Source organism: Streptomyces sp. 142MFCol3.1 (genome assembly GCF_000424945.1).
GTDB lineage: Bacteria > Actinomycetota > Actinomycetes > Streptomycetales > Streptomycetaceae > Streptomyces > Streptomyces siamensis.
This window is the reverse complement of record NZ_AUKV01000019.1, coordinates 20,926-44,224: the sequence shown is the minus strand read 5'-3', so window position 1 is coordinate 44,224 and position 23,299 is coordinate 20,926. Positions and strand designations below refer to the sequence as shown.

Below are 23,299 nucleotides of genomic sequence, written 5' to 3'. Positions count from 1 at the left end.
ACTTCCACTCTAAGCGGGGTTCCCTCCCGATGACGTGGAGTGCGCGGGCGCCCGGCGCCGTGTCTGGCCGGAATCCGGTCCTTGCCCCTGCCGTGCCCGGGTCCTCATAATCCGCACAGCTTGGCAGGAGCATGCCAGGACATTTCGGCGTGGCTTCCGCCCGGCGTTCAACCCCCCACGAAAGGAAGCGCGTTGAAGTCTCTCAAGAAGCACGGCGTCACCAGAAGACTGCTCGCCGTCGCCGCGGTGGCGCTCGCCGCCGCGTCCCTCCAGCCGCTGTCCGCCCAGGCCGCCCCCGCGCCCGTGGTCGGCGGGACCCGCGCCGCCCAGGGCGAGTTCCCGTTCATGGTCCGCCTGTCCATGGGCTGCGGCGGCGCCCTGTACACCAAGAGCATCGTCCTGACCGCCGCGCACTGTGTGGACGGCTCGGGCAACAACACCTCCATCACCGCCACCGCCGGGGTCGTCGACCTGCAGAGCAGCAGCGCGATCAAGGTCAAGTCGACGAAGGTGCTCCAGGCGCCCGGCTACAACGGCAAGGGCAAGGACTGGGCCCTCATCAAGCTCGCCAGGCCGATCGAGCAGCCCACCCTGAAGATCGCCACCACCACGGCGTACAACAACGGGAACTTCACCGTCGCGGGCTGGGGCGCCACCCGCGAGGGCGGCGCCCAGCAGCGCTACCTGCGCAAGGCCACCGTCCCCTTCGTCGACGACGCCACCTGCCAGCGGGCGTACGGCAGCGATCTCGTCCCCGGTGACGAGATCTGTGCCGGGTTCGTCCAGCAGGGCGGGGTCGACACCTGCCAGGGCGACTCCGGCGGGCCCATGTTCCGCAAGGACGACACGGGCGCGTACATCCAGGTCGGGATCGTCAGCTGGGGCCAGGGCTGCGCGGAGCCGGGCTACCCCGGCGTCTACAGCGAGGTCTCCACGTTCGCGGCCGACATAGCCCGCGCGGCATCCGGGCTGTAGCCGTCGCCGCACCTCGTGCGGTGCGGGCGCCCGTGACCGGGTCGCGGGCGCCCGTCCGGGAGCGAAAGGCGTTCGGCCACCACCCCCGCGCGCTGCGATACTCCCGGCCATGACCGCCCAGCAGCCCACCGGCCCCGCCCAGCAGCCCACCTCCACCGCGTCGTTGGAGGTGGGAGCCAAGGACGCGGCGCTGGAGCGGCGGCTCGACGACGAGCTCACCGCGTTCAACGCGGAGGCGACCGGAGCCGGCACTCCCCAGCCGCTCTCGGTCCGCGTCACCGACGAGGCAGGGGACCTGGTGGGCGGACTGACCGCCTGGGTCTGGGGAAGCTGCTGCGCCGTCGACATGCTCTGGGTGCGCGAGGACCAGCGGCACGCCGGCTGGGGCAGCAAGCTGCTGAAGGCCGCCGAGGAGGAGGGCGCGCGGCGCGGCTGCACCGAGGTGATCGTCTCCTCCTTCACCTTCCAGGCCCCCGACTTCTACCGCGGGCACGGCTACCGAGAGACGGGCCGCACGGAAGGCATCCCGGGCGGCCATCAGGACGTGCACTTCCACAAGGAGCTGAAGGCGCCGGTCGGTTAGTCCAACTCCTCTTTCTCCTTTGTCCATGGGCACGTTCACCTCACCGGCGCAGGCTGACGGCACCGATCGCAGCTCCCAGGAGGAGTGCCTTGCAACCCTCAGCCATGCCCTCGCCCGCATTCGCCCCCACGCGCCGCGCGGTCTTCGCGGCGGGCGCCGCCGCCGGAGCCGGGGCCGCACTCGGCGCGGCCGGTCCGGCCTCCGCCGAGGCCACCGCCCCCGGCGCGGACCTCGTCCTGCGCTCCCACGCCCTCGACGTCCGGGTCGCCGCCGGATTCCCGCGGATCGTCTCCTACACCGACCGCGCGACCGGCGCCGTCCTGCACGCCCAGGAGGACGAGGTCACCTCCGTCCTCGTCGACGGCACCGAGCGGACCCCGACGGTCACCGCCACGGCCGACGGCGACGCGGTCGCGTACCGGCTCGTCTTCGACGGCGGCACCACGATCGACGCCGAGATCGCCGTCACGGGCCGGCGGGTGACCTGGCGGATCACGAAGATCACCGAAACCGCCGCGCTGCCCGTCGGCACGCTGCGCATCCCCGGCCTCGCCCTGCTCTCCGTCCGCAGCGACCAGCCCGGCGCGCAACTCCTCGCCGCCAGGATCCAGTTGGACAAGTCCAAGAGCGGCGACACACTCGTCGTCCCGGCCCGCGACACCCCGGCGGAGGCGGCGACCGGATGCGCGTACGCCGTCGTCGCGCACCACGGCCTCGCGGGCGCCGTAGAGACCAACACGGTCTACGACAAGCCCGACGGCACCAGCTCGTGGGAGAACGGCCGGCTGTGGCGGCAGACCGTCCGCAAGGAGCCGGCAGGCGGAGCCGACGGCTACGTCAAGGCCCAGCTCGTCCCCGGCGAGTGGACCCACCGGGCCGCGACGGCGACCGACACCGAGCCGCTCCCGTACGCCACCGTGATCGTCACCGGCGACCGCAACGGCGACGGCGTGATCGACTGGCAGGACGCCGCGATCGCCTTCCGGGACATCATGGTCGACCCGCTCGGTGCCGACGGCACGTACCGCCGTGTCGTGCCGCACATCCCGTTCAACTTCGCCTCACAGGCCACCCATCCGTTCCTCGCCACGCTCGACGACGTCAAGCGGATCTCCCTGGCGACCGACGGGCTCGGGCAGTTCACCCTCCTCAAGGGCTACCAGTCCGAGGGGCACGACTCCGCCCATCCCGACTACGCGGGCAACCACAACAAGCGCGCCGGCGGTCTCGCCGATCTCAACACCCTGGTCGCCGAGGGCAGGAAGTGGAACAGCGACTTCGCCGTCCACGTCAACGCCACCGAGTCCTACCCGGTCGCCCACGCCTTCTCCGAGACCCTGGTCGACAAGACCGATGAGCAGTGGGACTGGCTGGACCGGTCGTACCGGATCGACCAGCGCCGCGACCTCGTCTCCGGCGACATCGTCAGGCGCTTCGCCGACCTGCGCGCGGAGACGCACCCGGCCCTCAACTCCCTGTACATCGACGTCTTCCGCGAGTCCGGCTGGACCTCCGACCGCCTCCAGCGCGCCCTGCGCGAGCAGGGCTGGCACGTCACCTCCGAGTGGGGCCACGGCCTGGAGCGCTCCAGTCTGTGGTCGCACTGGGCGACCGAGACGGACTACGGCCCGGACACCTCGCGCGGGATCAATTCCCGGCTCATCCGCTTCGTCCGCAATCACCAGAAGGACGTCTTCGCCGACAAGTGGCCCACCCTGCTGGGCATCGCCCGCATGGGCAACTTCGAGGGCTGGACCGGCAAGACCGACTGGAACTCCTTCTACGCGCTGATCTGGACGCACTCCCTGCCCGCCAAGTACCTCCAGGCCCAGCCGATCAGCACATGGGGCGAGCACACGATCACCTTCTCCGGGCCGGGCGGCACCTCGGTCTCCGACACGGACGGCGTACGCCGCATCACGACCGACGGCCGGCTCGTCTACGACGGCGGCGCCTATCTGCTGCCCTGGGACCCGAAGAAGCCCACGAGGCTCTACCACTACAACCCGGCGGGCGGCAGCGGCGAGTGGCGGTTGCCGCGCGACTGGGAAGGCCTCTCCCGGGTCGCCCTGTACCGGCTCACCGACCAGGGCCGGGTGTTCGTCGCCGACGTCCCCGTGCGCGACGGCCGGATCACCCTCGACGCCGAGCCCGCCCAGCCGTACGTCGTGTACCGTACCCGCGTGGCCCAGCCCCCCGCCCCCCGCTGGGGACAGGGCACCCCGCTGTACGACCCCGGCTTCAACTCGGGCTCCCTGAAGGGCTGGACGGTCAGCGGGCCGGCCTCCGTGGTGCGCAGCGGCCTCGGCGACCACGAGCTGGTGATCGCCCCCGGCGGAGCCGCCACGGTCTCCCAGCGGCTCACCCGCCTCAGACCCGGCCAGTACGCCGCGTCCGTGCAGGTCGAGGTCGGCGAGAGCGCCGACGGCAGCCGCAGGGCGTCCCTGCGGGTCCGCACCGCCGACGGCGTCACCGCGGCCAACTGGACCGACACCTCGACCGCGGGCAACTTCGTCGCCGCCGACCGCAAGCACGGGACCCGCTTCCAGCGGATGTTCACCTGGTTCACCGTGCCCGAGGGCGGCGGGCCCGTCGAGCTCGCCCTGTGCGCCGCCGCCGGGCAGGCACGGGTGCGGTTCGACAACGTACGGGTCGTGCCCGCCCGGCGCCCGGCGAAGCGAGGGACGCTGGTCTTCGAGGACTTCGAGGACGTCCCGCAGGGCTGGGGCCCCTTCGTGAAGGGCGACGCGGGCGGGTCCACCGACCCGCGCACCCACATCGCCCAGCGGCATGCGCCGTTCACACAGCGGAGCTGGAACGGCAAGGCGATCGACGACGTCGTCGACGGCTCCGAGTCGCTCAAGTCACGCGGCGAGAACGACGGGCTGGTCTACCGGACCGTGCCGCACACCGTCCGGTTCACGCCGGGGCGCCGCTACCGGGTCTCGTTCCGTCACGAGAACGAGAAGGCCGGCCAGTACGCCTGGATCACCGCCGTCGACCGGGGAGCGGCGACGACCGAGCTCGAACGGACCGTCCTCCCCGTCGCCACCGAACCGACGCTGCACGCCTACGAGTTCACGGCGCCCGCCGACGGCGAGGCCTGGGTGGGGCTGCGCAAGACCGGGGACGACGGTACGGCCGAGTTCGTGCTCGACTCGTTCGAGGTCGGCGAGGCCGGCTGAGCGGCCGCCTCCAGCTCCAGCACCCGCACCTCGTTCACCCCCTCCCGCAGCACGGGACCGGGCACGTACAGCGCGTGCTGCGGGCCGACGGACCAGTAGCGTCCCAGACAGAAACCGTTGACCCACACGAACCCCCGGGTCCAGCCCGGGAGTTCGAGGAAGGCGTCCCCGGCGCCGCGCACCTCGAAGGTGCCGCGGTACAGGCCGGGGGCGCCGCCCCGGGGAAGCGGGCCGAACGGCACCGCCTCCACGTCGTCCAGCGCGTCCAGCCGCAGCCCCCGCGCCCGCACACCGTGCAGGTACTGCCGCTCGTGCAGCACGCCCCCGGTGATGCCCTTCGGCTCACCCGTGCGCGGCCCGTAGTTGACCCGCCCCAGGGACTCCACCCACAGCTCCACCCGGGCGGGCCCCGCGACCGGGTCCTTCAGCTGTGCGGAGTCCTCGCCGAGCACCCCGGCCGCCACCCCGTCGACGTACACCAGCGCCAGGTCGCGCAGCCCGCGCACGGTCAGCGGGTACGGCCGCCGCGGGCCGGGCACGCTCACCTCGTACTTGACCAGCCCCTGGTCGACGTCCAGGTCCTCGAACGTGGGCGGGACCGCGTACTCGCCCCCCGCGCCACCGAGCGTCTCCAGCAGCGTGTCCCGCGAGGCCCACTCCCCGAGGACGACCGGTGTGGCGGCACCGAGCGGCCCGGGGGCCGGCGGCACGTCCGGCAGCGGCCCGTCCGCATAGCCGGCGAGGATCTCCCGGAACCGCCAGAACTTCTCCGTGGGGCGCCCCAGTTCGTCGACCGGCGCGTCGTAGTCGTACGAGGTGACGTCCGGCTCCAGCGGCCCGTCGTGCAGTGCGCCACCGCCCCGGTTGGCGCCCGCCCAGCCCGCGAAGCTGGTGCCGCCGTGCGCCATGTAGAGGTTGACCGAGGCCCCGCACTCCAGGATCTCCCGCAGGGCGTCCGCCGCGTCGCCGGGATCGCGCACCACGTGCCCGGCGCCCCAGTGGTCGAACCAGCCGCACCAGAACTCCATGCACATCAGCGGACCCGTCGGCCGGTGCCGGCGCAGCGTCGCGAAGGCCTCCCGGGCGTGCGAGCCGAAGTTCGCGGTGGCCAGGACGCCGGGGACCGAGCCGCCGGTGAGCATGTGATCCTCGGGGCCGTCCGAGGTGAACAGCGGGACGCTCACGCCCGTGGCGCGCAGCAGATCCGCGAGCCGGCGCAGATACACCTGGTCGGAGCCGTAGCTGCCGTACTCGTTCTCGACCTGCACCATCAGAACCGGGCCGCCGCGGTCGATCTGCCGGGGCACGACCTGGGGCAGCAGCCGCCGGAACCAGCGCTCCACGTGCCCCAGGTACTCCTCGTCGCGGGTGCGGAGCCCGCCCGACAGCCAGTGCGGCAGCCCGCCGTTGTCCCACTCCGCGCAGATGTACGGCCCGGGCCGCACGATCGCCCACAGCCCGGCCTCGGCGGCCGCGTCCAGGAAACGGCCCAGCTGCTCCACGTCCCGGAAGCCGCCGGGGCGCGGCTCGTGGAGATTCCACGGCACGTACGTCTCCACACAGTTCAGCCCCATCGCCCGCAGCATCCCCAGGCGATGCGCCCACTGCTCCTCGTGCACCCGGAAGTAGTGCAGTGCGCCGGACAGCAGCCGCACCGGGCAGCCGTCCAGCAGGAAATCCGTGTCCCCCACCGTGAACTCGCTCATGGCCACCACGATCAGCTCTGGCGGCAGTGGCGTCCATGGACAAAGATCGTCGCTGATTGGACGCAAGAGGCGGCCGGACAGGCGGGAGGTAAGCGGATGTACCACACCTGGATGCGCTATTTCACCCCGAGTCCCGTCCACCACCGGCTCGGCCTCGCCTGCCTCGGCGTCGGCCTCCAGCACGGCGAGCTGCCTGCCGTCGGCCCTCGCACCCTCGACCATCACGTGGCCGTCGTGATCGGCGCCGGCAGCGGCTGGTACCGAACTCCCGACGGGCACCGCCATCCCGTCACCGCGCCCGCCCTGATCTGGCTCACCCCCGGAGTGCCGCACCACTACGGGCCCGACCCGAGCTGGGACGAATGCTTCGTCGACTTCACGGGACCCGCGGCAGCCACGTACACCGAACTCGGCTACATCGAACCCGGCCGGCCCGTCGTGCCCCTCTCCGACGCGGCCGCCGCCCGCGCCGTCGTGGGCCGTGTCGCGCGCGCCGCCCGCCGCGGCAACCCCCTGCTGGAGGTGGAGACGGGCGCGGCCGTCCACGAGCTCCTCGTCGCCCTGCGCCGCGCCCGCGCCGACCTCGCCCCCGACGGCGACGAGGTCCTCCAGGCCCTCGCCCGCGACGCGTTCAAGGCGATGTCCGTCGCCGACCACGCCGCCCGGCACGGCATGACCCCCGCCGAACTGCGCAGTGCCGTGCGCCGTGGCGCGGGATGCAGTCCCAAGGACTATCTCCTCGGCATCCGCCTGGGACGCGCCAAGGAGCTCCTGGCCGCCACCGAACTCCCGGTCGCCGCAGTCGCCCGCCGCGTCGGCTACGACGACCCCGCCTACTTCTCCCGGCTGTTCACCCGGCGCGTCGGCATGGCTCCCGTCCGCTTCCGGGCGCAGCAGGGACGGACCGTCCCCGGGGGCTGGAGCGACCGGATCCCCGACCCCGACGATCCGCCCATGATCGAGCGGCCGCAGGCCACGTAGGGTGGGACCTCATGACCACGAGCAAGCCCCAGGAAGTCGACCCCGCCGTCAGCGCCGAACTCTCCCGGCTGCGCGACAGCATCGACAACATCGACGCCGCTGTCGTGCACATGCTCGCCGAGCGTTTCAAGTGCACCCAGCAGGTCGGACACCTCAAGGCCGCCCACCAGCTCCCGCCCGCGGACCCGTCCCGCGAGGCCCAGCAGATCGAGCGGCTGCGCAGGCTGGCCGAAAGCGCCAAGCTGGATCCGGCCTTCGCCGAAAAGTTGCTGAATTTCATCATTGCCGAGGTCATCCGGCACCACGAGCGCATCGCGGACGACGCGGGAGGCGTCGCGGCGGACGCGGGGGAGTGACACCGGGCGGTCCGAGCGTGCATCCTGCTGAACACTCCGTGCCGGGTACACGCCGGGCACATGCCGGGAACAAGAGCACGCGCCGAACACACGCCCAGCACGCCCTGCCGGGCACTCGCTGTCAGGCCACGGGCGCAGTCCGTGAGTCCGTACGGGCATAAGCTGTACGCCCAACCGAGGGGACGTCGGGCCATGCCGTCGGATGCCAAGATCCTCATCGTCGACGACCACGAAGACACGCTGTACGCCCTGGAGAGCGCCCTGGCACCGCTGGGCTACCAGGTGGCGCGGGCCACCAGCGGCGACGAGGCGCTCAAGGAAGTCCTGCGCGGCCAGGTGGGGCTGCTCCTCCTCGACGTGCGCATGCCCGGCGTCAGCGGCCTCGACGTGGTGCGCTACATGCGCCGGGTGGAGCAGACCCAGCACATCCCGATCATCCTGCTCACCGGCTTCGGCCCCGACGCCGAACTCACGTCCACCGCCTTCGGCCTCGGCGTCGCCGACCTCGTCATGAAACCCATCGACCCCTGGGCGCTGCGCACCAAGGTCCGCTACCTGTTCGACAGCCACCGGCGCCACCGGGCCCTGGAGGAGGAACTGCGCGAACTGCGCGCACAGGCCAAGGACGCCGGCCCGCGCGGCGCCGGCCCGGTCCTGCCCCGCCCGGACACCCGCTTCCCCGTCCAGCGCGAGCCCCGCAACGGCACACTGGAGCAGGGCCGCACCCCGTAGGCCCCCGCTCCGCGGGACGAGGACCGCGGTGTGGAGCGGGAGGCGAGTGGCGGGGTGCATATGCCGCGTACCGGACCACCTCTGTGCCCTGTCGGAGCCATCAGGCAGCATGTCCTCATGTCCGTACTGACGCGCGATGAAGCGCAGACCCGTGCCAAGCTCCTCGACGTCCACCACTACGGGATCGAACTCGACCTGACCCGCGGGGACGAGACCTTCGATTCCCGGACCGTCATCCGGTTCACCGCCCGCACCGACGCGGACACCTTCGTCGAGCTGAAGCCCGCCGAGCTGCGCTCCGTCACCCTCGACGGGCAGTCCCTCGCCCCGGAGACCCTGGCCGAGAACCGCCTGCCCCTCGAAGGCCTGACCGCGGGCGAGCACGAGCTGCGCGTCGACGCCGTCATGCGCTACTCCCGCACCGGCGAGGGCATGCACCGCTTCACCGACCCCACCGACGGCGAGACCTACGTCTACACCCAGCTGTTCATGGAGGACGTCCAGCGCGTCTTCGCCGCCTTCGACCAGCCCGACCTGAAGGCCGTCTTCGAGCTCTCCGTCACCGCCCCCGAGGGCTGGACCGTCCTCGCCAACGGCGTCACCGAGCACCTCGGCAACGGCCGCTGGACGGCCGCCCCCACGCCGCTGGTCTCCACCTACCTCGTCGCCGTCGCCGCGGGCCCCTGGCACTCCGTGCGCACCGAGCACCGCGGCCTTCCCTTCGGCATCCACTGCCGGCGCTCCCTCGCCCCGTACCTGGACGCCGACGCGGACGAGATCCTCGACGTCACCCGCGCCTGCTTCGACCGCTACCACGAGAAGTTCGACGAGCCCTACCCCTTCGACTCCTACGACCAGGCGTTCGTCCCCGAGTTCAACGCCGGTGCCATGGAGAACCCCGGGCTCGTCACCTTCCGCGACGAATTCGTCTACCGCTCCGCCGTCACCGACACCGAGCGGCAGACCCGCGCCATGGTCATCGCCCACGAGATGGCCCACATGTGGTTCGGCGACCTGGTCACCCTGCGCTGGTGGGACGACATCTGGCTGAACGAGTCCTTCGCCGAGTACATGGGCTACCAGACCCTCACCGAGGCCACCCGCTTCACCGACACCTGGACCGATTTCGGTGTCGCCCGCAAGTCCTGGGGCTACGACGCGGACCAGCGCCCCTCCACCCACCCCGTCGCCCCCGACCCGGACGCCGTCCCCGACACCGCGTCCGCCATGCTCAACTTCGACGGCATCTCCTACGCCAAGGGCGCCTCCGCCCTGCGCCAACTGGTGGCCTGGCTCGGCGAGAAGGACTTCCTCGCCGGCATCAACACCCACTTCGCCCGCCACAAGTTCGGCAACGCCACCCTCGCCGACTTCATCGACAACCTCGCCTCCGCCACCGAGCGCGACGTGCACGCCTGGGCCGACTCCTGGCTGCGCACCACCGGCGTCGACACCCTCGTCCCCACGATCACCGCGGCGGCCGACGGCGGCCACACCCTGACCGTCGAGCACCGCGGCAGCCGCCCGCACCGCATCGCCGTCGGCCTCTACGACCCGGACCTGTCCGACGGGGGCCGCCTCACCCTGCGCGAGCGCCTCGAACTGGACGTGCCGCAGGCCGAGCCGGTGGCCATCGGCAAGCGGCCGGCCCTGCTCCTCCTGAACGACGGGGACCTCTCGTACGCCAAGGTCCGCTTCGACGCCGAGTCGTTCCGGGCCGTGCGCGGCTCGCTGTCGGGCCTGCCCGACCCGCTCACCCGCGCGGTCGTGTGGAACGCCCTGCGGGACGCCGTGCGCGACGGCGAACTGCCCGCCATGGCCTACGTCGAGGCCGCCCGCGGCCACCTCCCGCACGAGACGGACCTCGCCCTCGTCCAGGGGGTCCTGTCGTTCGCGACCGCCCAGGTCGCCGACCGGTTCGTGTCCGCCGAGGAGCGGCCCGCCGCGCTCGCCACCCTCACCGACCTGTGCCGCGACCTGATCCGCCGCACGGAGGACGGGTCCCACCCGGGGCTGCGCCTGACCGCCGTACGCCACTTCATCGACGTCGCGGCCCACCCCGACACCATCAGTGCCTGGTTCTCCGAGGGCACCGTGCCCGGCGGCCCGGAGCTCGACCCGGAGCTGCGCTGGCGCATCCTCGGCCGGCTCGCCGTGCTCGGTGCCGTCGACGACGCCGTCATCGACGCCGAACTCGTCCAGGACCCGAGTGCCACCGGCCAGGAGGGCGCCGCCCGCTGCCGGGCCGCGCTGCCCGACCCGGAGGCCAAGCGCAGGGCGTGGGAGGAGATGTTCACCACCGACGACCTGTCCAACTACCTGTTCACCGCCACCGCCCAGGGCTTCTGGCAGCCCGAACAGGCCGAGCTCGTAAGGGAGTACGTCGAGCGGTACTGGCCCGACGCGGTGGCCGTCGCCGCGCGCCGCGGTCCCGCGATCGCCGAGGCGGCGGGGCGCTGGGCGTTCCCCGTGCACGCGATCTCCGACCGGACGCTGGCGCTGGGCGAGGCATGTCTGCGGGACGCCGAGCCCATTCCGGCGCTGCGGCGCAAGCTCGCGGACCAACTCGACGATCTCGCACGGGCGCTGCGGGTCCGCGAGGCATGATCCCGGGAAATCCGTGCCCGCCCCGAGGGCGGGCACGGACGTCTCGTCCCCGGGCGCCGGCCGTGCCGCTCCCCGGCCCGTCCGGCACCTGAGGAGCGCCGAGCACCGGGCGGACCGGGGCGGTGGAGCGCGCAGGGCCCGCGGGCGGACCGCGTCGCGTAGCACCCCGGCCGCCCCGACACATTTCCTCCGCACGGCAGTACCCCCTTTCGGGTCGGATCGTTGTCCCATACGGGCGCGCCGACCCGAAACGCGTACACCCTGGGAATCGCCCCGCCGCGCGCCCACCGGAGGACACCCCATGAGCACGCCGCCCCTCGCCTCAGGTCCCGAAGGTCCCGGCGCTCTGCGGCCACTGCTCGACACCGTCCTCGACGCCCTGGGCGAGGGCGCGGCGGCCCGCGGGGGCCCGCTGCCCGCCGGGGGCCCGGAGGCGGTCGCGCGGCATGTGCGCGACGCGGTGGGCGAGGTGCTGCCCCGGGAGGGGCGCGAGGACGCCCTGCGCGTGCTGGTGCGCGCCCTGGCGGCGGGCGCGGCCGACCCCGCCGACCCGCTGTGCGCCGCCCACCTGCACTGCCCGCCCCTCGCCGTCGCGGTCGCCGCCGACCTGGCTGCCGCCGTCCTCAACCCGTCCCTGGACTCCTGGGACCAGGCGCCGGCCGCCTCCGCGCTCGAGGCCCTCGTCGCCGCGGCCCTGGCCGCGGAGGTCTACGCCGGCGCCGACGAGCCCCAGGGACGGGCCGACGCCCTCGTCACCACCGGCGGCACCGAGTCCAACCAACTCGCCCTCCTCCTCGCCCGCGAGGCCCGCGGGGCCCGCGGGGGCGTGCGGCTGGTCTGCGGCGCCAACGCCCACCACTCCCTGCACCGCGCCGCCTGGCTGCTCGGCCTGCCCGAGCCGGTCGTCGTCCCCGCCCCGGCCGGCACGATGGACCCGGCCGCCCTCGACGAGGCGCTCACCGAACTCCCCGGCCCTCGCGGCTCCCTCCTCGTGGCCGCCACCGCCGGCACCACCGACGCCGGACTCCTCGACCCGCTGGCCGACATCGCCGACCTGTGCGCGGCGCACGGCGCCCGCCTCCACATCGACGCGGCCTACGGCGGAGGCCTCCTCTTCAGCGACCGGCACCGCGCGCGGCTCGACGGGCTCCACCGTGCCGACACCGTCACCCTCGACCTGCACAAACTGGGCTGGCAGCCCGTGGCCGCGGGACTCCTCGCCGTACGGAACGCGAGCGACCTCGCCGTCCTGCAGCACAGCGCCGACTACCTGAACGCCGACGACGACACCGAGGCCGGCCTTCCCGACCTCCTCGGCCGTTCCCTGCGCACCACCCGGCGCCCCGACATCCTCAAGATCGCCGTCACCCTCGCCGCACTGGGACGGGCCGGCCTCGGCGCGCTCGTCGACCAGGTCTGCGCGCAGGCCGCCGAGCTGGCCGACCTGATAGCCGCACATCCCGGCTTCGAGCTCTACGACCGGCCGGTCATCAGCACTGTCCTGTTCCGGCCCGCGGGCGCCCCCGACGCCGCCGTCGCCGCGGTGCGCCGCACCCTCCTGCACGAGGGCCGCACCGTCCTCGGCCGCGCCGCTCTCGACGGCCGCCTCTGGCTCAAGGTCACCCTCCTCAACCCCCACACCCGGCCGGGTGACCTGGCCACCCTCCTGAAACTGGTGGAAGGACACACACCACGATGAGCCAGACGCCCAACCCCCCACGTGCCGGCGCCGAAGCACCCCGCGACCTGGTGGGCATCGGCATCGGCCCCTTCAACCTCTCCCTCGCCGCGCTCGCCCACCCCCTGGCCGAACTCGACACCGTCTTCTACGAACAGCGCCCCGGCTTCGACTGGCACCCCGGCCTGCTCATCGACGGTGCCACCCTGCAAGTCCCCTTCCTGGCGGACCTGGTGACCCTCGCCGACCCGGCGAACCCCTGGTCGTTCCTCAACTACCTCAAGGACCGCGACCGGCTCTTCCCCTTCTACTTCGCCGAGCGCTTCCACATCCAGCGCGCCGAGTACGACGCCTACTGCCGGTGGGTCGCCGACAGCATCCCCGGACTGCACTTCGGCCACCAGGTCGACGCCGTGCGCTGGGAACCCGAACGCGCCCTCTTCGAGGTCGACTTCAGCCGGCTCGACGCCGACGGGGAGGCCGAGACGCTGGGCCGCTCGTACACGCGCAACATCGTGCTCGGCGTCGGTACCGCCCCGCACATCCCCGACCCCCTCAGACCCCTGGCCGAAGCACCCGGCGTGCCCGTCATCCACGCCGCGGACTACCTCCAGCACCGGGAGCGGTTCCTCACCGCCGAGCACATCACCGTGGTCGGCGCGGGACAGTCCGGAGCCGAGGTCTTCCTCGACCTGCTGCGCAACCGCCCCGCGGGACGCGAGAAGATCCACTGGCTGGCCCGTACCGAGGCGTTCGCGCCCATGGAGTACTCCAAGCTCGGCCTGGAACACTTCACGCCCGACTACACCCGCTACTTCCACGCCCTGACCGAACCGGTCCGCGACCGGCTCGTCGCCGCGCAGTGGCAGCTCCACAAGGGCATCGACGCCGACACCATCGCCGCCATCCACGACGAGCTCTACCGCCGCACCCTGCACGGCGGCTGGCCCGACGCGGTCCTCACCCCCGCCGTGACCGTGCGCACCGCGGGACGCGTCGCCACCACCAAGATCGAACTCCACCTGGAACACGTGCAGCAGGGCGCCCGTTCGCGGCTCACCACCGACGCCGTCGTCCTCGCCACCGGCTACCGCGAGCGCCCCCTCGGCCGCATCCTCGCCGGGCTCGACCCCTACCTGTGCCGTGACGTCGCCGGGCGCCCCCGGATCGACGACCACTTCCGCCTCGTCCTCGACCCCTCCGTCACGGGCCGGCTGTACGTCCAGAACGCCGAACTCCACACCCACGGCGTCGGTGCGCCCGATCTCGGTCTCGCCGCCTGGCGCAGCGCCACCATCCTCAACTCCCTCACCGGCAAGGATCCCTACCCGTTGCCCGGTCGCACCGCCTTCACCACGTTCGGACTCGAGCAGCAGCAGGTCCCGGGCGCGCGCCGGGACGAACTGACGCTCACCCCGCTCGTCGACAGGCGGTAGGGAGCCGGCGCGCGCCCGCCGGAACGCCGACGGCGTCGGCGCGGAGTCCGCGCCGACGCCGTCGGTCCCGCAGGGAGCCCGGGAACAGGCCACCCGGACGTAAGGACAGGCTTCGTGGGCTAGAAGACGGGCGTGCCGTTCCGCGTCAGCTTCCAGTCCACGGAGGCGAACTCCTTCGGGTCCAGCGTGCCCTTGGCGGTCACCCACTCGGAGATCCGCGTGCGGATCTCCGTCGACTCCGACCACACCTCGGTGGCCGACGCGACGTGCGGGAAGGCGCCGCCGCCGTTCGCGCGGTAGTTGTTCACGGCGAGCACGAACTGCTGGGCGTCGTCCAGCGGGGCGCCGTTGCAGGTCAGGTTCTTGATGCGCGAACCGGCCGCCTGCGCGACGTCGATGTCGTACTGGAGTCCCGACACGTAGTCGTAGTTGTAGTCGGGGCGGTTGTTCGCGTTGGTGAGCTTCTCCACATCGACCGGCGCGTCGGCCGGGGTCTGCACGAAGTACTCCGCCGAGTACTCCAGGTACGCCCGGATCTGAGCGCCCGTCATCACCTTGGCGACCAGCGTGTTGTCGTACACGTACAGGCTCGACAGGTCGCGGATGGTCACGTCGCCGGCCGGGATCTCCGAGGTCCGCGAGAACGGCGAGGCCTGCGCGATCACGGGCAGCGAGGCGTACGAGGTGCCCGCCAGCGCCGCCTTGACCACGTCCTCCTGCACCTTGGTGATCAAATCGATGATCGGGGCGTCCTTGTAGCGCGCCTCGACCGTCGTCAGGGTGTCGGTCGCCGTGCCGACCACCTGGTTGACGTACTCCACGACCGCCGCGTGCTCGTCCTTCAGCAGCTTGGTGATCTTCGGGTCGTCGGCGACCGAGTTCGAGTTGCGGACCGACGACGCCACCGACTCGACCTGCCACCTGCCCTTCTCGAAGACCAGCTCGATGTCGAACACGGACAGCCGCTCGGCGAAGGCCAGAGGCTCCGACAGGACGACCGTCTTCCCGGTGGCCGTGTTGGTGACCTTCAGCTCGGGGATCTCCACGTGCGCGTGGCCGACGAGGATCGCGTCGATGCCCGGCACCTGCTGGGCCACCAGGGCCGCCGAGTTCTCGACGTAGGGCAGCTGGTCACCGTACGAGGAGGTGCCGGAGGAACCGGAGTGCGCCGACACGACGACGACGTCCGCGCCCATGGAACGCAGCTTCGGCACCCACTTGGCCGCCTGCTCCTCGAGCCCCGGGAACGTCAGCTTGCCCTGTACGTAGGCCTTGTCCCAGATCGCGATGCCCGGGTTCGTCAGACCGAGCACGGCCACCTTCACCGGCGCGGCACCCGGCACGTGGAACGTCTTGATGAAGTACGGCGGGAAGGCGGGCTTGTGGGTCTTCGCGTCGAGCGCGTTGGCGCCGAGCAGCGGGAAGTGGCACTGCGACTCGAACTTCCGCAGCGTCTCGATGCCGTAGTTGAACTCGTGGTTGCCGAGGGCCGCCGCGTCGTAGCCGATCGCGTTCATCGCCTGCGCCATCGGATGCACCGGACCGCCCTTGGCGGTGATCGGGTCGACCTTCGCGTAGTAGTAGGTCAGCGGGGTGCCCTGAATGGTGTCGCCCGCGTCGAGGAGGAGCGTGTTGCAGCGGCCCTTCTCCTCGCGGATCTGGTTCACCAGCGTCGAGATCCGGGACAGACCCTGGGCGTTGCCCGCCGCGTCCTTGTACTCCGCGTCCTTGAAGTAGTCCCAGTTGAAGACGTGGCCGTGCAGGTCCGTCGTGCCCATCACCGTCAGGGAGTACCGCTTGGGCTTCTTGCCGCCCTTGGCCTCGGCGGCCTGCGCCGCCGGAGCCGCCGCCGCGCCGGCGAGCGCGACGCCCGCACCCGTCACGGCGGACTTCTTGAGGAACTTCCTGCGGTTCAACGGCATGTCTGTGGCTCCTAGGAAATGGGTCGACGACGCGCGTAGATTCTGGCCCACGCGCCACGGCGGCAACAGGTCCGTGAGGTTTCTTTCTGATGACCTGTGGGCGCCACAACCGGCCGTCCCGGTGACAGAGTGGGACGTATGGCCCCCAATGCAGACTCCGCCCCGGAAGAACCCCAACTCGCCGTCCCGTACGGGACGCCCGAGTCCCCGCGCATCGCCGTGCGCGGCGAGGCCCATCTGGAGGTCGACCCGGAGATCGCCCGGATCGGCGTCACCGTCGCCGCGCGCGGCAAGGACAGGCAGGAGGCACTTGCCGACCTCACCCGCCGCAACGCCGCCGCACTCGCCCTGGTGAAGTCCTACGGAGACGCCGTCGAGCGCGTGGAGACCGGCGGGTTCTCCATCACCCCGGAACTGACCCGGCACGGCCGCGGCGAACGCGTCCACGCCTACGTCGGCCATGTCCGGATCGACGCCGAACTCACCGACTTCACCGCGCTCGGCGAGCTCACCACGCGACTGGCGGACCTCCAGATCACCCGTGTCGACGGCCCCTGGTGGGCCCTGCGCCCGGATTCGCCCGAACACCGCAGGGCCAGGCAGCAGGCGGTCCGCGAGGCCGTGCAACGCGCCCGCGAGTACGCGGAGGCCCTCGGCACCACCCTTACGGCCCTGGTGGAACTGGCGGACATCGGCGCGGAGAACGTCCAGCCGTACGGTCTCGCCGGCGCAGCGCGCTCCCGGTCCGTGTACGCCGCGGCCGCGGACGAGGAAGCCGCGCCCCTCGACCTCGAACCGCAGCGCCAGCACGTCTACGCCCAGGTCGACGCCCGCTTCACGATGGCGCCGCCGCGGTTGTGAACGCCGAATGTCCGGTATTTCGAATAGAGGGGCGAAGGACCCCTCGAATTGCTCCGGGGCGCTTCCGAATGCTCATCGGAGCGCCCTGGCGCACAATTCAACACTTGTCAATAACGCTTCACGTAAGCGTTGTTGAGTAGTCACACGCGACCAATTCTCTACCCGCCGGTAAGGCCTAGGCTCGAATCATGCGCCGAGCAAAGATCGTTTGTACTTTGGGCCCCGCCACCGACTCGTACGACCAGATCAAGGCACTGGTCGATGCCGGAATGGACGTAGCCCGCTTCAACCTCAGTCACGGCACCTATGCCGAGCACGAGGAGCGTTACCAGCACGTGCGGAAGGCCTCCGACGAGACCGGCCGCAGCGTCGGCATCCTCGCCGACCTTCAAGGCCCGAAGATCCGACTCGGCCGCTTCAGCGAAGGTCCCGTACTCCTTGAACGCGGAGACGGCTTCACCATCACCGTCGAGGACGGCTTCGAGGGTGACCGCCAGACCTGCGGTACGACCTACGAGGGTCTTGCCTCCGACGTCACGCCCGGTGAGCGCATCCTCGTCGACGACGGCAAGGTCTGCCTGGAGGTCACGGCCGTCGACGGCCCCCGCGTGCACACCACGGTCGTCGAGGGCGGCATGGTCTCCGACCACAAGGGCCTCAACCTCCCCGGTGTCGCCGTCTCCGTCCCCGCCCTCTCCGAGAAGGACGAGGCGGACCTGCGCTGGGCCCTGCGCTCCGGATTCGACGTCATCGCCCTGTCGTTCGTCCGCAGCGGCAAGGACATCGAGGACGTCCACCGGATCATGGACGAGGAGGGCCGCCGCCTCCCGGTGATCGCCAAGATCGAGAAGCCCCAGGCCGTCGAGAACATCGACGACATCGTCGCCGCGTTCGACGGCATCATGGTCGCGCGCGGCGACCTCGGCGTCGAAATGCCGCTGGAACAGGTGCCGATCGTGCAGAAGCGCGCCGTCAAGCTGGCCAAGCGGAACGCCAAGCCGGTCATCGTCGCCACCCAGATGCTCGACTCCATGATCGACAACTCCCGGCCCACCCGCGCGGAGGCCTCCGACGTCGCCAACGCCGTCATCGACGGCACGGACGCGGTGATGCTGTCCGGCGAGACGAGCGTCGGCAAGTACCCCGTCGAGACCGTACGCACCATGGCGCGCATCGTGGAGGCGGCGGAGGAGGACATCCTCGCCAAGGGGCTCCCGCCGCTGACCGAGCGCAACAAGCCCCGCACCCAGGGCGGTGCCGTGGCGCGCGCCGCCGCCGAGATGGGCGACTTCCTGGGTGCCCGGTTCCTCGTCGCCTTCACCCAGTCCGGGGACACGGCCCGCCGTCTGTCCCGCTACCGTTCGCCGATCCCGCTGCTGGCCTTCACCCCGGTCCAGGCGACCCGCTCCCAGCTGAACCTCACCTGGGGCGTGGAGACATTCCTAGGCCCGCACGTCGGCTCCACCGACGCCATGGTGGAACAGGTGGACGAGTTGCTCCTGAAGTACGGCCGTTGCGAGAAGGGCGACATCGTCGTGATCACGGCGGGATCGCCGCCCGGGGTCTCCGGTTCGACCAACCTGGTCCGGGTGCACCACATCGGTGAGGACGACAGCCCCAAGTAGACGGTACGGCGACGGGCCCCTGCGGAATCGTCCGGAGGGGCCCTCGGCGTGCCACGACGTCACGGCCGGGTGGTGATGCGCGGTGCTGTCGCAGCACGGGACGGAGCCCCAACGGGTACGCGTGGACAGCCCGGTTCACGGACGGAGGCGCGGGGCTGTCATGTTCTGGCGCCCGGGGCGAATGCGCCGGGGAACCGATCGTGTGCGACGCGCGCAAAAGGCGCGGACGTTCAGCACGTTCAGGACGTTCAAGGGAAAGGAAACATCCACTATTGGATGCCGATCTTGGAATCGAAAGAAAAGTGCCCCGGGTCGGACTCGAACCGACACTGTATGGGTTTTGAATCCATTGCCTGCTGCCAATTGGGCTACCGGGGCCCGCTGAATCGAAGGTTTACCCCGACCCGCTGCCTGACCACCATACCGCAGCTGGGTAGGCTCTTGGGAGCAGTACCCGCGCCCTGAACGAGGAGCCCCCGTGACCGCCCCCGAGTCGCCCCAGCCCGTAGACGCGCCCGACGACGACAAGTCGCACGTGCCTCCGCTGACGACCCGTGTCGTCATCGCTGAGGACGAGGCACTGATCCGACTCGACCTCAAAGAGATGCTGGAGGAGGAGGGCTACACCGTCGTGGGCGAGGCGGGCGACGGTGAGCAGGCCGTCGAGCTGGCCCGCGAGCACAAGCCGGACCTCGTGATCCTCGACGTGAAGATGCCCAAGCTGGACGGGATCTCCGCGGCGGAGAAGATCGCCGAGGAGAGCATCGCCCCCGTCCTCATGCTGACCGCGTTCTCGCAGCGCGACCTCGTCGAGCGGGCCCGTGACGCCGGCGCGATGGCGTACCTGGTCAAGCCCTTCAGCAAGAGCGACGTGGTGCCCGCCATCGAGATGGCGGTGTCGCGCTTCACCGAGCTGAAGGCGCTGGAAAAGGAGATCGAGGATCTCACCCAGCGGCTGGAGACGCGCAAGCTCGTCGACCGGGCCAAGTCCGTTCTGCAGACGGAGTACGGGCTGACGGAGCCGGCCGCCTTCCGGTGGATCCAGAAGACGTCCATGGACCGTCGGATGTCCATGCAGCAGGTCGCCGAGGCGGTCATCCAGGACGCCGCGGAGAAGAAGGCCGCGAAGGGCTAGTCCGCCGCGCCGCCGCGGCCGGCGCGGCGGCGGCGGCCGGCGGAGCCCGTACCGAGGGCATGCGAGAGGCCCGCACTCCGAGGGGTGCGGGCCTCTTCGCGCGTCCGGGGACGTGCCGGGCGGGATGCCTCAGTCCTCGCCCAGGTACGCCTTCCGCACGGACTCGTCGTGCAGCAGGTCCTGACCGGTGCCGGAGAGGACGATGCTGCCGACCTCCATGACGTGCCCCTGGTCGGCGAGCGAGAGCGCCGCCTGGGCGTTCTGCTCGACGAGCAGGATCGTCGTGCCGGCGGCCTTCAGCTCGGCGATCGTCGACATGATCTTCTGCATCATGATCGGCGAGAGGCCCATGGACGGCTCGTCCAGCATGAGCAGCTTGGGCTGGGACATCAGAGCCCGGCCCATCGCCAGCATCTGCTGCTCACCGCCCGAGAGGGTTCCCGCGGCCTGCTTGCGCCGCTCGCCCAGGATGGGGAACAGATCGTAGGCCCGCTGGATGTCCTTCTCGATGCCCGCCTTGTCGCTCCGCAGGAACGCTCCGAGCTGGAGGTTCTCCGCGATGGTCAGACGAGGGAAGATGTGCCGGCCCTCGGGGGAATGGGCGAGTCCGAGGGCGACGATCTTGTGAGCGGGGACGTTGGCGAGGGGCTGACCGTCGAAGAGGATGCGCCCGCCGCTGGGCTTGAGGAGCCCGGACAGGGTGCGCAGAGTCGTCGTCTTACCGGCGCCGTTGGTGCCGATGAGGGTGACGATCTGACCGGCTTCGACGGTGAAGGAGATGCCCTTGACGGCCTCGATCTTGCCGTAGGCGACCTTGAGGTCCTCGACCTCCAGCAGTGCGGTCACTGGGCGGTTCCTTCCTTGCTGGTGCTGCTCGACGCCTCGGCGGCCTCGGCGGCCTCGGCGGCTCCGGCTTCGGCGGCCTCGACCTCCGCGGCCTCCTCCTCGCCGGGGGCGCCCTCGAACGGCGTACCGAGGTAGGCGGCGATGACGCGCTCGTCGCCCTGGACGACCTCCGACGTGCCCTCGACGAGCTTCTCGCCCTGGACGAGACAGGCGACGCGGTCGCTCAGGTTGAAGATGAAGCGCATGTCGTGCTCGATGACGAGCACGGCGATGCCCCGGTCACGGATGGCGAAGACGAGTTCTTCCGTCGCCCGCGTCTCCTGCGGGTTCATACCCGCGGTCGGCTCGTCGAGGAGCAGCAGGCCCGGGTCGCTCGCCATGGCGCGGGCGATCTCCAGCTTGCGCTGCTCGCCGTAGGGGAGGTTGCGGGAGAGGTGGTCGGCCTTGTGGTCGAGGCCGATGAACTCCAGCAGCTCCATGGCGCGTTCACGGGACGCGGCCTCGGCCTTGCGGAAGCCCGGACCGCGCAGGAGCGCGGACCAGAGTCCTTCCTTCGTCCGGGTGTGCCGGCCCACGAGCACGTTCTCCAGAACGGTCATGTTGGCGAACAGCCGGATGTTCTGGAACGTACGGGCGATGCCCGCGCTGGTGACCAGGTGGGGCTTGGGCGGGAGGACCTTGCCCTTGTAGGCGACCTTGCCCTCGGTGGGGACGTAGAGGCCCGTCAGGCAGTTGAAGAAGGTGGTCTTTCCCGCGCCGTTGGGTCCGATGAGGCCGACGATCTCACCCGAGTTGACCGTGAGGTCGACGCTGCGGACGGCGGTGAGACCGCCGAAGCGCATGGTGACGCCGCTGGCTTCGAGCACCGGGGTGGGGGCTGTGGTGGTGGTCATGTGGGTCACGCCCCTGCCTTCGTGACGCCGACGGTGGTGTCGGGCAGGGCCTGCTCCGGAATGTCGAGCTGGCCGGTGTCGTGGAATTCGAGCTGACGGCGGCGGTTGGCCACGATGCCCTCGGGGCGGAAGCGCATCAGGATGATGAGCGCGAGGCCGAAGGCGAGGAGCTGGTACTCCTTCAGGAAGCCGAGCTTCTCGGGGAGGAGGTAGAGCAGCGAGGCGCCCAGGATCGGGCCGTTGACGGTGCCCATGCCGCCGAGGACGACCGCGGCGAGCAGGAAGGCGGAGTTGGGCGGCACCGAGCCGGCGAACTGGTACGGGGCCGGGTTGACGCTGTAGCCGACGTGGGCGCTGACGGTGCCGGCGAGGCCGGCGAGCGAGGCGCCCAGCGCGAAGGCGATGAGCTTGACGCGGAAGCCGTTGATGCCCATGGCGGTGGCGGCGGTCTCGTCCTCGCGGATGGCGATCCACGAGCGGCCGATACGGGAGTCGGCGGCGCGGTTGAAGACGACGACCACGATAGCCGTGATGATCAGCATCAGCAGGAAGTAGTTCGCGAACCGGCCGAGGGTGACCCCGACGACGTCGTGGCTGCTGCCGAAGTTGAACCCGAAGACATTGAGGTCCGGGATCATGGAGATGCCGTTGGGGCCGTTGGTGAGGTTGGGCCCGGAGGAACCGTCCATGTTGTTGACGGAGATGCGGAAGATCTCTCCGAAGCCGAGGGTCACGATGGCGAGGTAGTCACCGCGCAGGCGCAGGGTCGGGGCTCCGATGAGGACACCGAAGACGAGCGACGCGGCCATGCCCGTCAGCATCGCGGCCCAGAAGGGGAACTGGACGCCGGAGAAGCGGGAGAACTCCGAGCCGGAGACGAGGGCCGCGGCGTAGGCGCCGACACCGAGGAAGGCGACGTATCCGAGGTCGAGGAGACCGGTGAGGCCGACGACGATGTTGAGACCGAGGGCGACCGTGGCGACGACGAGGATGTTCACGCCGAGGTTCGAGTTGTGCTCGTTGTTCTCGACGAAGGGGAACAGCGCCGCGGCCAGGAACGCCATCGAGGTGGCGAAGCCCTTGTGTCGGGAGTTGAGGGCGGCGAACCGGTCGAAGAGGCCCGCGGTCATCAGCGCCCAGACGCCGAAGACGACCAGCAGCAGATAGCCGAGGAACGTTTCGCTTGCCTCCGGGTCGACACCGACGCCGTAGGAGAAGATGATCAGTGCCGCGGCGGTGGCGCCGGTGATGACGAGGCGCTCGCCCCAGACCGGGAGCTTGGCGGCCGGCGGGATGTTCTCCGGCTTGGTGACGTAGTCCTTGAAGGTGTCGCCCGGCTTGGGCAGCGCGAGCGCTCCGAGGACCGCGATCAGGGAACCGACGGCGGCGATGTAGGCGCCGGGGTCCAGGGCGACCAGGCCCTTGAGGTCCACGGCGATGGCGATGGCGCTGAACCAGCTGACCGCGAAGGCGGAGCAGGACGCGAGGACGACGGGCTGGGTGGCGCCCGCCGGGTTGAGCCAGCCGAGGCCCCGCACGTTCCACAGGGTCAGCGCGAAGAGCACGGTGACGGCGCCGGCGACGAGGTCGAGGATCTGGAGACCGGCCGGGGAGCCGTAGTACGTGAGGTCCCCGGGGAATTCGTCCGTGTACGTCCAGGACATGAACGTACTGGCGATGGTGGCGACGGCGCCGACCGCGACGAGGACGCGGGCGACGGCCGGCGGCAGTGCGATCAGCCCGCGCTCCGGGGCCGTGGTGTCGGTGGATGCCATGGT

The 23,299-nt window shown here is 71.1% G+C and carries 17 protein-coding genes and 1 tRNA gene; 12 read left to right on the top strand and 6 right to left on the bottom strand.

The window, feature by feature from the left end:
* Positions 1-192 precede the first annotated feature (192 nt).
* From H305_RS0126680 to H305_RS0126670, 3 genes are all read left to right on the top strand, one after another.
* Complete coding sequence (locus H305_RS0126680) at positions 193-975, top strand: S1 family peptidase (protein ID WP_028803112.1); 783 nt, start codon at positions 193-195, stop codon at positions 973-975.
* Positions 976-1,084: 109 nt separating this feature from the next.
* Positions 1,085-1,558 (top strand): GNAT family N-acetyltransferase, encoded by a 474-nt coding sequence (locus H305_RS47160; RefSeq protein WP_037765439.1) that lies wholly within the window; start codon positions 1,085-1,087, stop codon positions 1,556-1,558.
* 104 nt (positions 1,559-1,662) lie between these two features.
* On the top strand, positions 1,663-4,743 hold the full coding sequence (locus H305_RS0126670) for an endo-alpha-N-acetylgalactosaminidase family protein (protein ID WP_028803111.1): 3,081 nt from the start codon (positions 1,663-1,665) through the stop codon (positions 4,741-4,743).
* Here the strand turns inward: H305_RS0126670 and H305_RS47155 are convergent.
* Complete coding sequence (locus H305_RS47155; protein WP_078629265.1) at positions 4,629-6,449, bottom strand: glycoside hydrolase family 35 protein; 1,821 nt, start codon at positions 6,447-6,449, stop codon at positions 4,629-4,631. The two genes, H305_RS0126670 and H305_RS47155, sit on opposite strands and share 115 nt — an antisense overlap.
* A gap of 96 nt (positions 6,450-6,545) precedes the next feature.
* Between H305_RS47155 and H305_RS0126660 the strand changes: the two genes are divergently transcribed.
* The 6 genes from H305_RS0126660 to H305_RS0126635 all read left to right on the top strand — a co-directional run bounded on the left by H305_RS0126660 (position 6,546) and on the right by H305_RS0126635 (position 14,239).
* On the top strand, positions 6,546-7,430 hold the full coding sequence (locus H305_RS0126660) for a helix-turn-helix domain-containing protein (protein WP_028803110.1): 885 nt from the start codon (positions 6,546-6,548) through the stop codon (positions 7,428-7,430).
* Positions 7,431-7,441: 11 nt separating this feature from the next.
* Entirely contained in the window at positions 7,442-7,786 is a 345-nt protein-coding gene (locus H305_RS0126655) for a chorismate mutase (RefSeq protein ID WP_028803109.1), read from the top strand.
* 192 nt (positions 7,787-7,978) lie between these two features.
* Positions 7,979-8,518 carry a response regulator gene (locus tag H305_RS0126650; RefSeq protein ID WP_028803108.1) on the top strand — a complete coding sequence of 180 codons (540 nt, stop codon included), beginning with the start codon at positions 7,979-7,981 and terminating at the stop codon, positions 8,516-8,518.
* Positions 8,519-8,635: 117 nt separating this feature from the next.
* Positions 8,636-11,125: an aminopeptidase N gene (gene pepN / locus H305_RS0126645; protein WP_028803107.1), complete on the top strand. Its 2,490-nt coding sequence runs from the start codon at positions 8,636-8,638 to the stop codon at positions 11,123-11,125.
* A 301-nt stretch (positions 11,126-11,426) separates the two neighbouring features.
* Positions 11,427-12,824, top strand: coding sequence for a pyridoxal phosphate-dependent decarboxylase family protein (locus tag H305_RS0126640; RefSeq protein ID WP_028803106.1), 1,398 nt, complete (start codon positions 11,427-11,429; stop codon positions 12,822-12,824).
* On the top strand, positions 12,821-14,239 hold the full coding sequence (locus tag H305_RS0126635; protein WP_028803105.1) for a lysine N(6)-hydroxylase/L-ornithine N(5)-oxygenase family protein: 1,419 nt from the start codon (positions 12,821-12,823) through the stop codon (positions 14,237-14,239). Before H305_RS0126640 ends, H305_RS0126635 begins: the two co-directional genes overlap by 4 nt.
* Before the next feature lie 119 nt (positions 14,240-14,358).
* On the opposite strand, the gene H305_RS0126630 is transcribed toward H305_RS0126635, so the two are convergent.
* A complete protein-coding gene (locus H305_RS0126630; RefSeq protein WP_028803104.1) occupies positions 14,359-16,161 on the bottom strand; it encodes a bifunctional metallophosphatase/5'-nucleotidase in 1,803 nt (600 codons plus the stop codon).
* 138 nt (positions 16,162-16,299) lie between these two features.
* On the opposite strand from H305_RS0126630, the gene H305_RS0126625 reads away from it, so the two are divergent.
* Together H305_RS0126625 and pyk are read left to right on the top strand one after the other, a co-directional pair.
* On the top strand, positions 16,300-17,022 hold the full coding sequence (locus H305_RS0126625) for an SIMPL domain-containing protein (protein WP_037765436.1): 723 nt from the start codon (positions 16,300-16,302) through the stop codon (positions 17,020-17,022).
* A 188-nt stretch (positions 17,023-17,210) separates the two neighbouring features.
* Complete coding sequence (gene pyk / locus H305_RS0126620) at positions 17,211-18,647, top strand: pyruvate kinase (RefSeq protein WP_028803102.1); 1,437 nt, start codon at positions 17,211-17,213, stop codon at positions 18,645-18,647.
* Positions 18,648-18,950: 303 nt separating this feature from the next.
* Here the strand turns inward: pyk and H305_RS0126615 are convergent.
* Positions 18,951-19,025, bottom strand: a tRNA-Leu gene (locus H305_RS0126615).
* Positions 19,026-19,125: 100 nt separating this feature from the next.
* On the opposite strand from H305_RS0126615, the gene H305_RS0126610 reads away from it, so the two are divergent.
* Positions 19,126-19,782, top strand: a complete 657-nt coding sequence (locus H305_RS0126610) for an ANTAR domain-containing response regulator (RefSeq protein WP_028803101.1) — start codon at positions 19,126-19,128, stop codon at positions 19,780-19,782.
* 129 nt (positions 19,783-19,911) lie between these two features.
* Here the strand turns inward: H305_RS0126610 and H305_RS0126605 are convergent, their stop codons facing one another.
* From H305_RS0126605 to H305_RS0126595, 3 genes are read right to left on the bottom strand one after another with little or no spacing between them, the layout of a single operon-like run.
* Positions 19,912-20,628 carry an ABC transporter ATP-binding protein gene (locus H305_RS0126605; RefSeq protein ID WP_028803100.1) on the bottom strand — a complete coding sequence of 239 codons (717 nt, stop codon included), beginning with the start codon at positions 20,626-20,628 and terminating at the stop codon, positions 19,912-19,914.
* A complete protein-coding gene (locus H305_RS0126600) occupies positions 20,625-21,521 on the bottom strand; it encodes an ABC transporter ATP-binding protein (RefSeq protein ID WP_037765489.1) in 897 nt (298 codons plus the stop codon). Before H305_RS0126600 ends, H305_RS0126605 begins: the two co-directional genes overlap by 4 nt.
* 5 nt (positions 21,522-21,526) lie before the next feature.
* Positions 21,527-23,296: a branched-chain amino acid ABC transporter permease gene (locus H305_RS0126595; protein ID WP_037765485.1), complete on the bottom strand. Its 1,770-nt coding sequence runs from the start codon at positions 23,294-23,296 to the stop codon at positions 21,527-21,529.
* Between the last annotated feature and the right edge of the window lie 3 nt (positions 23,297-23,299).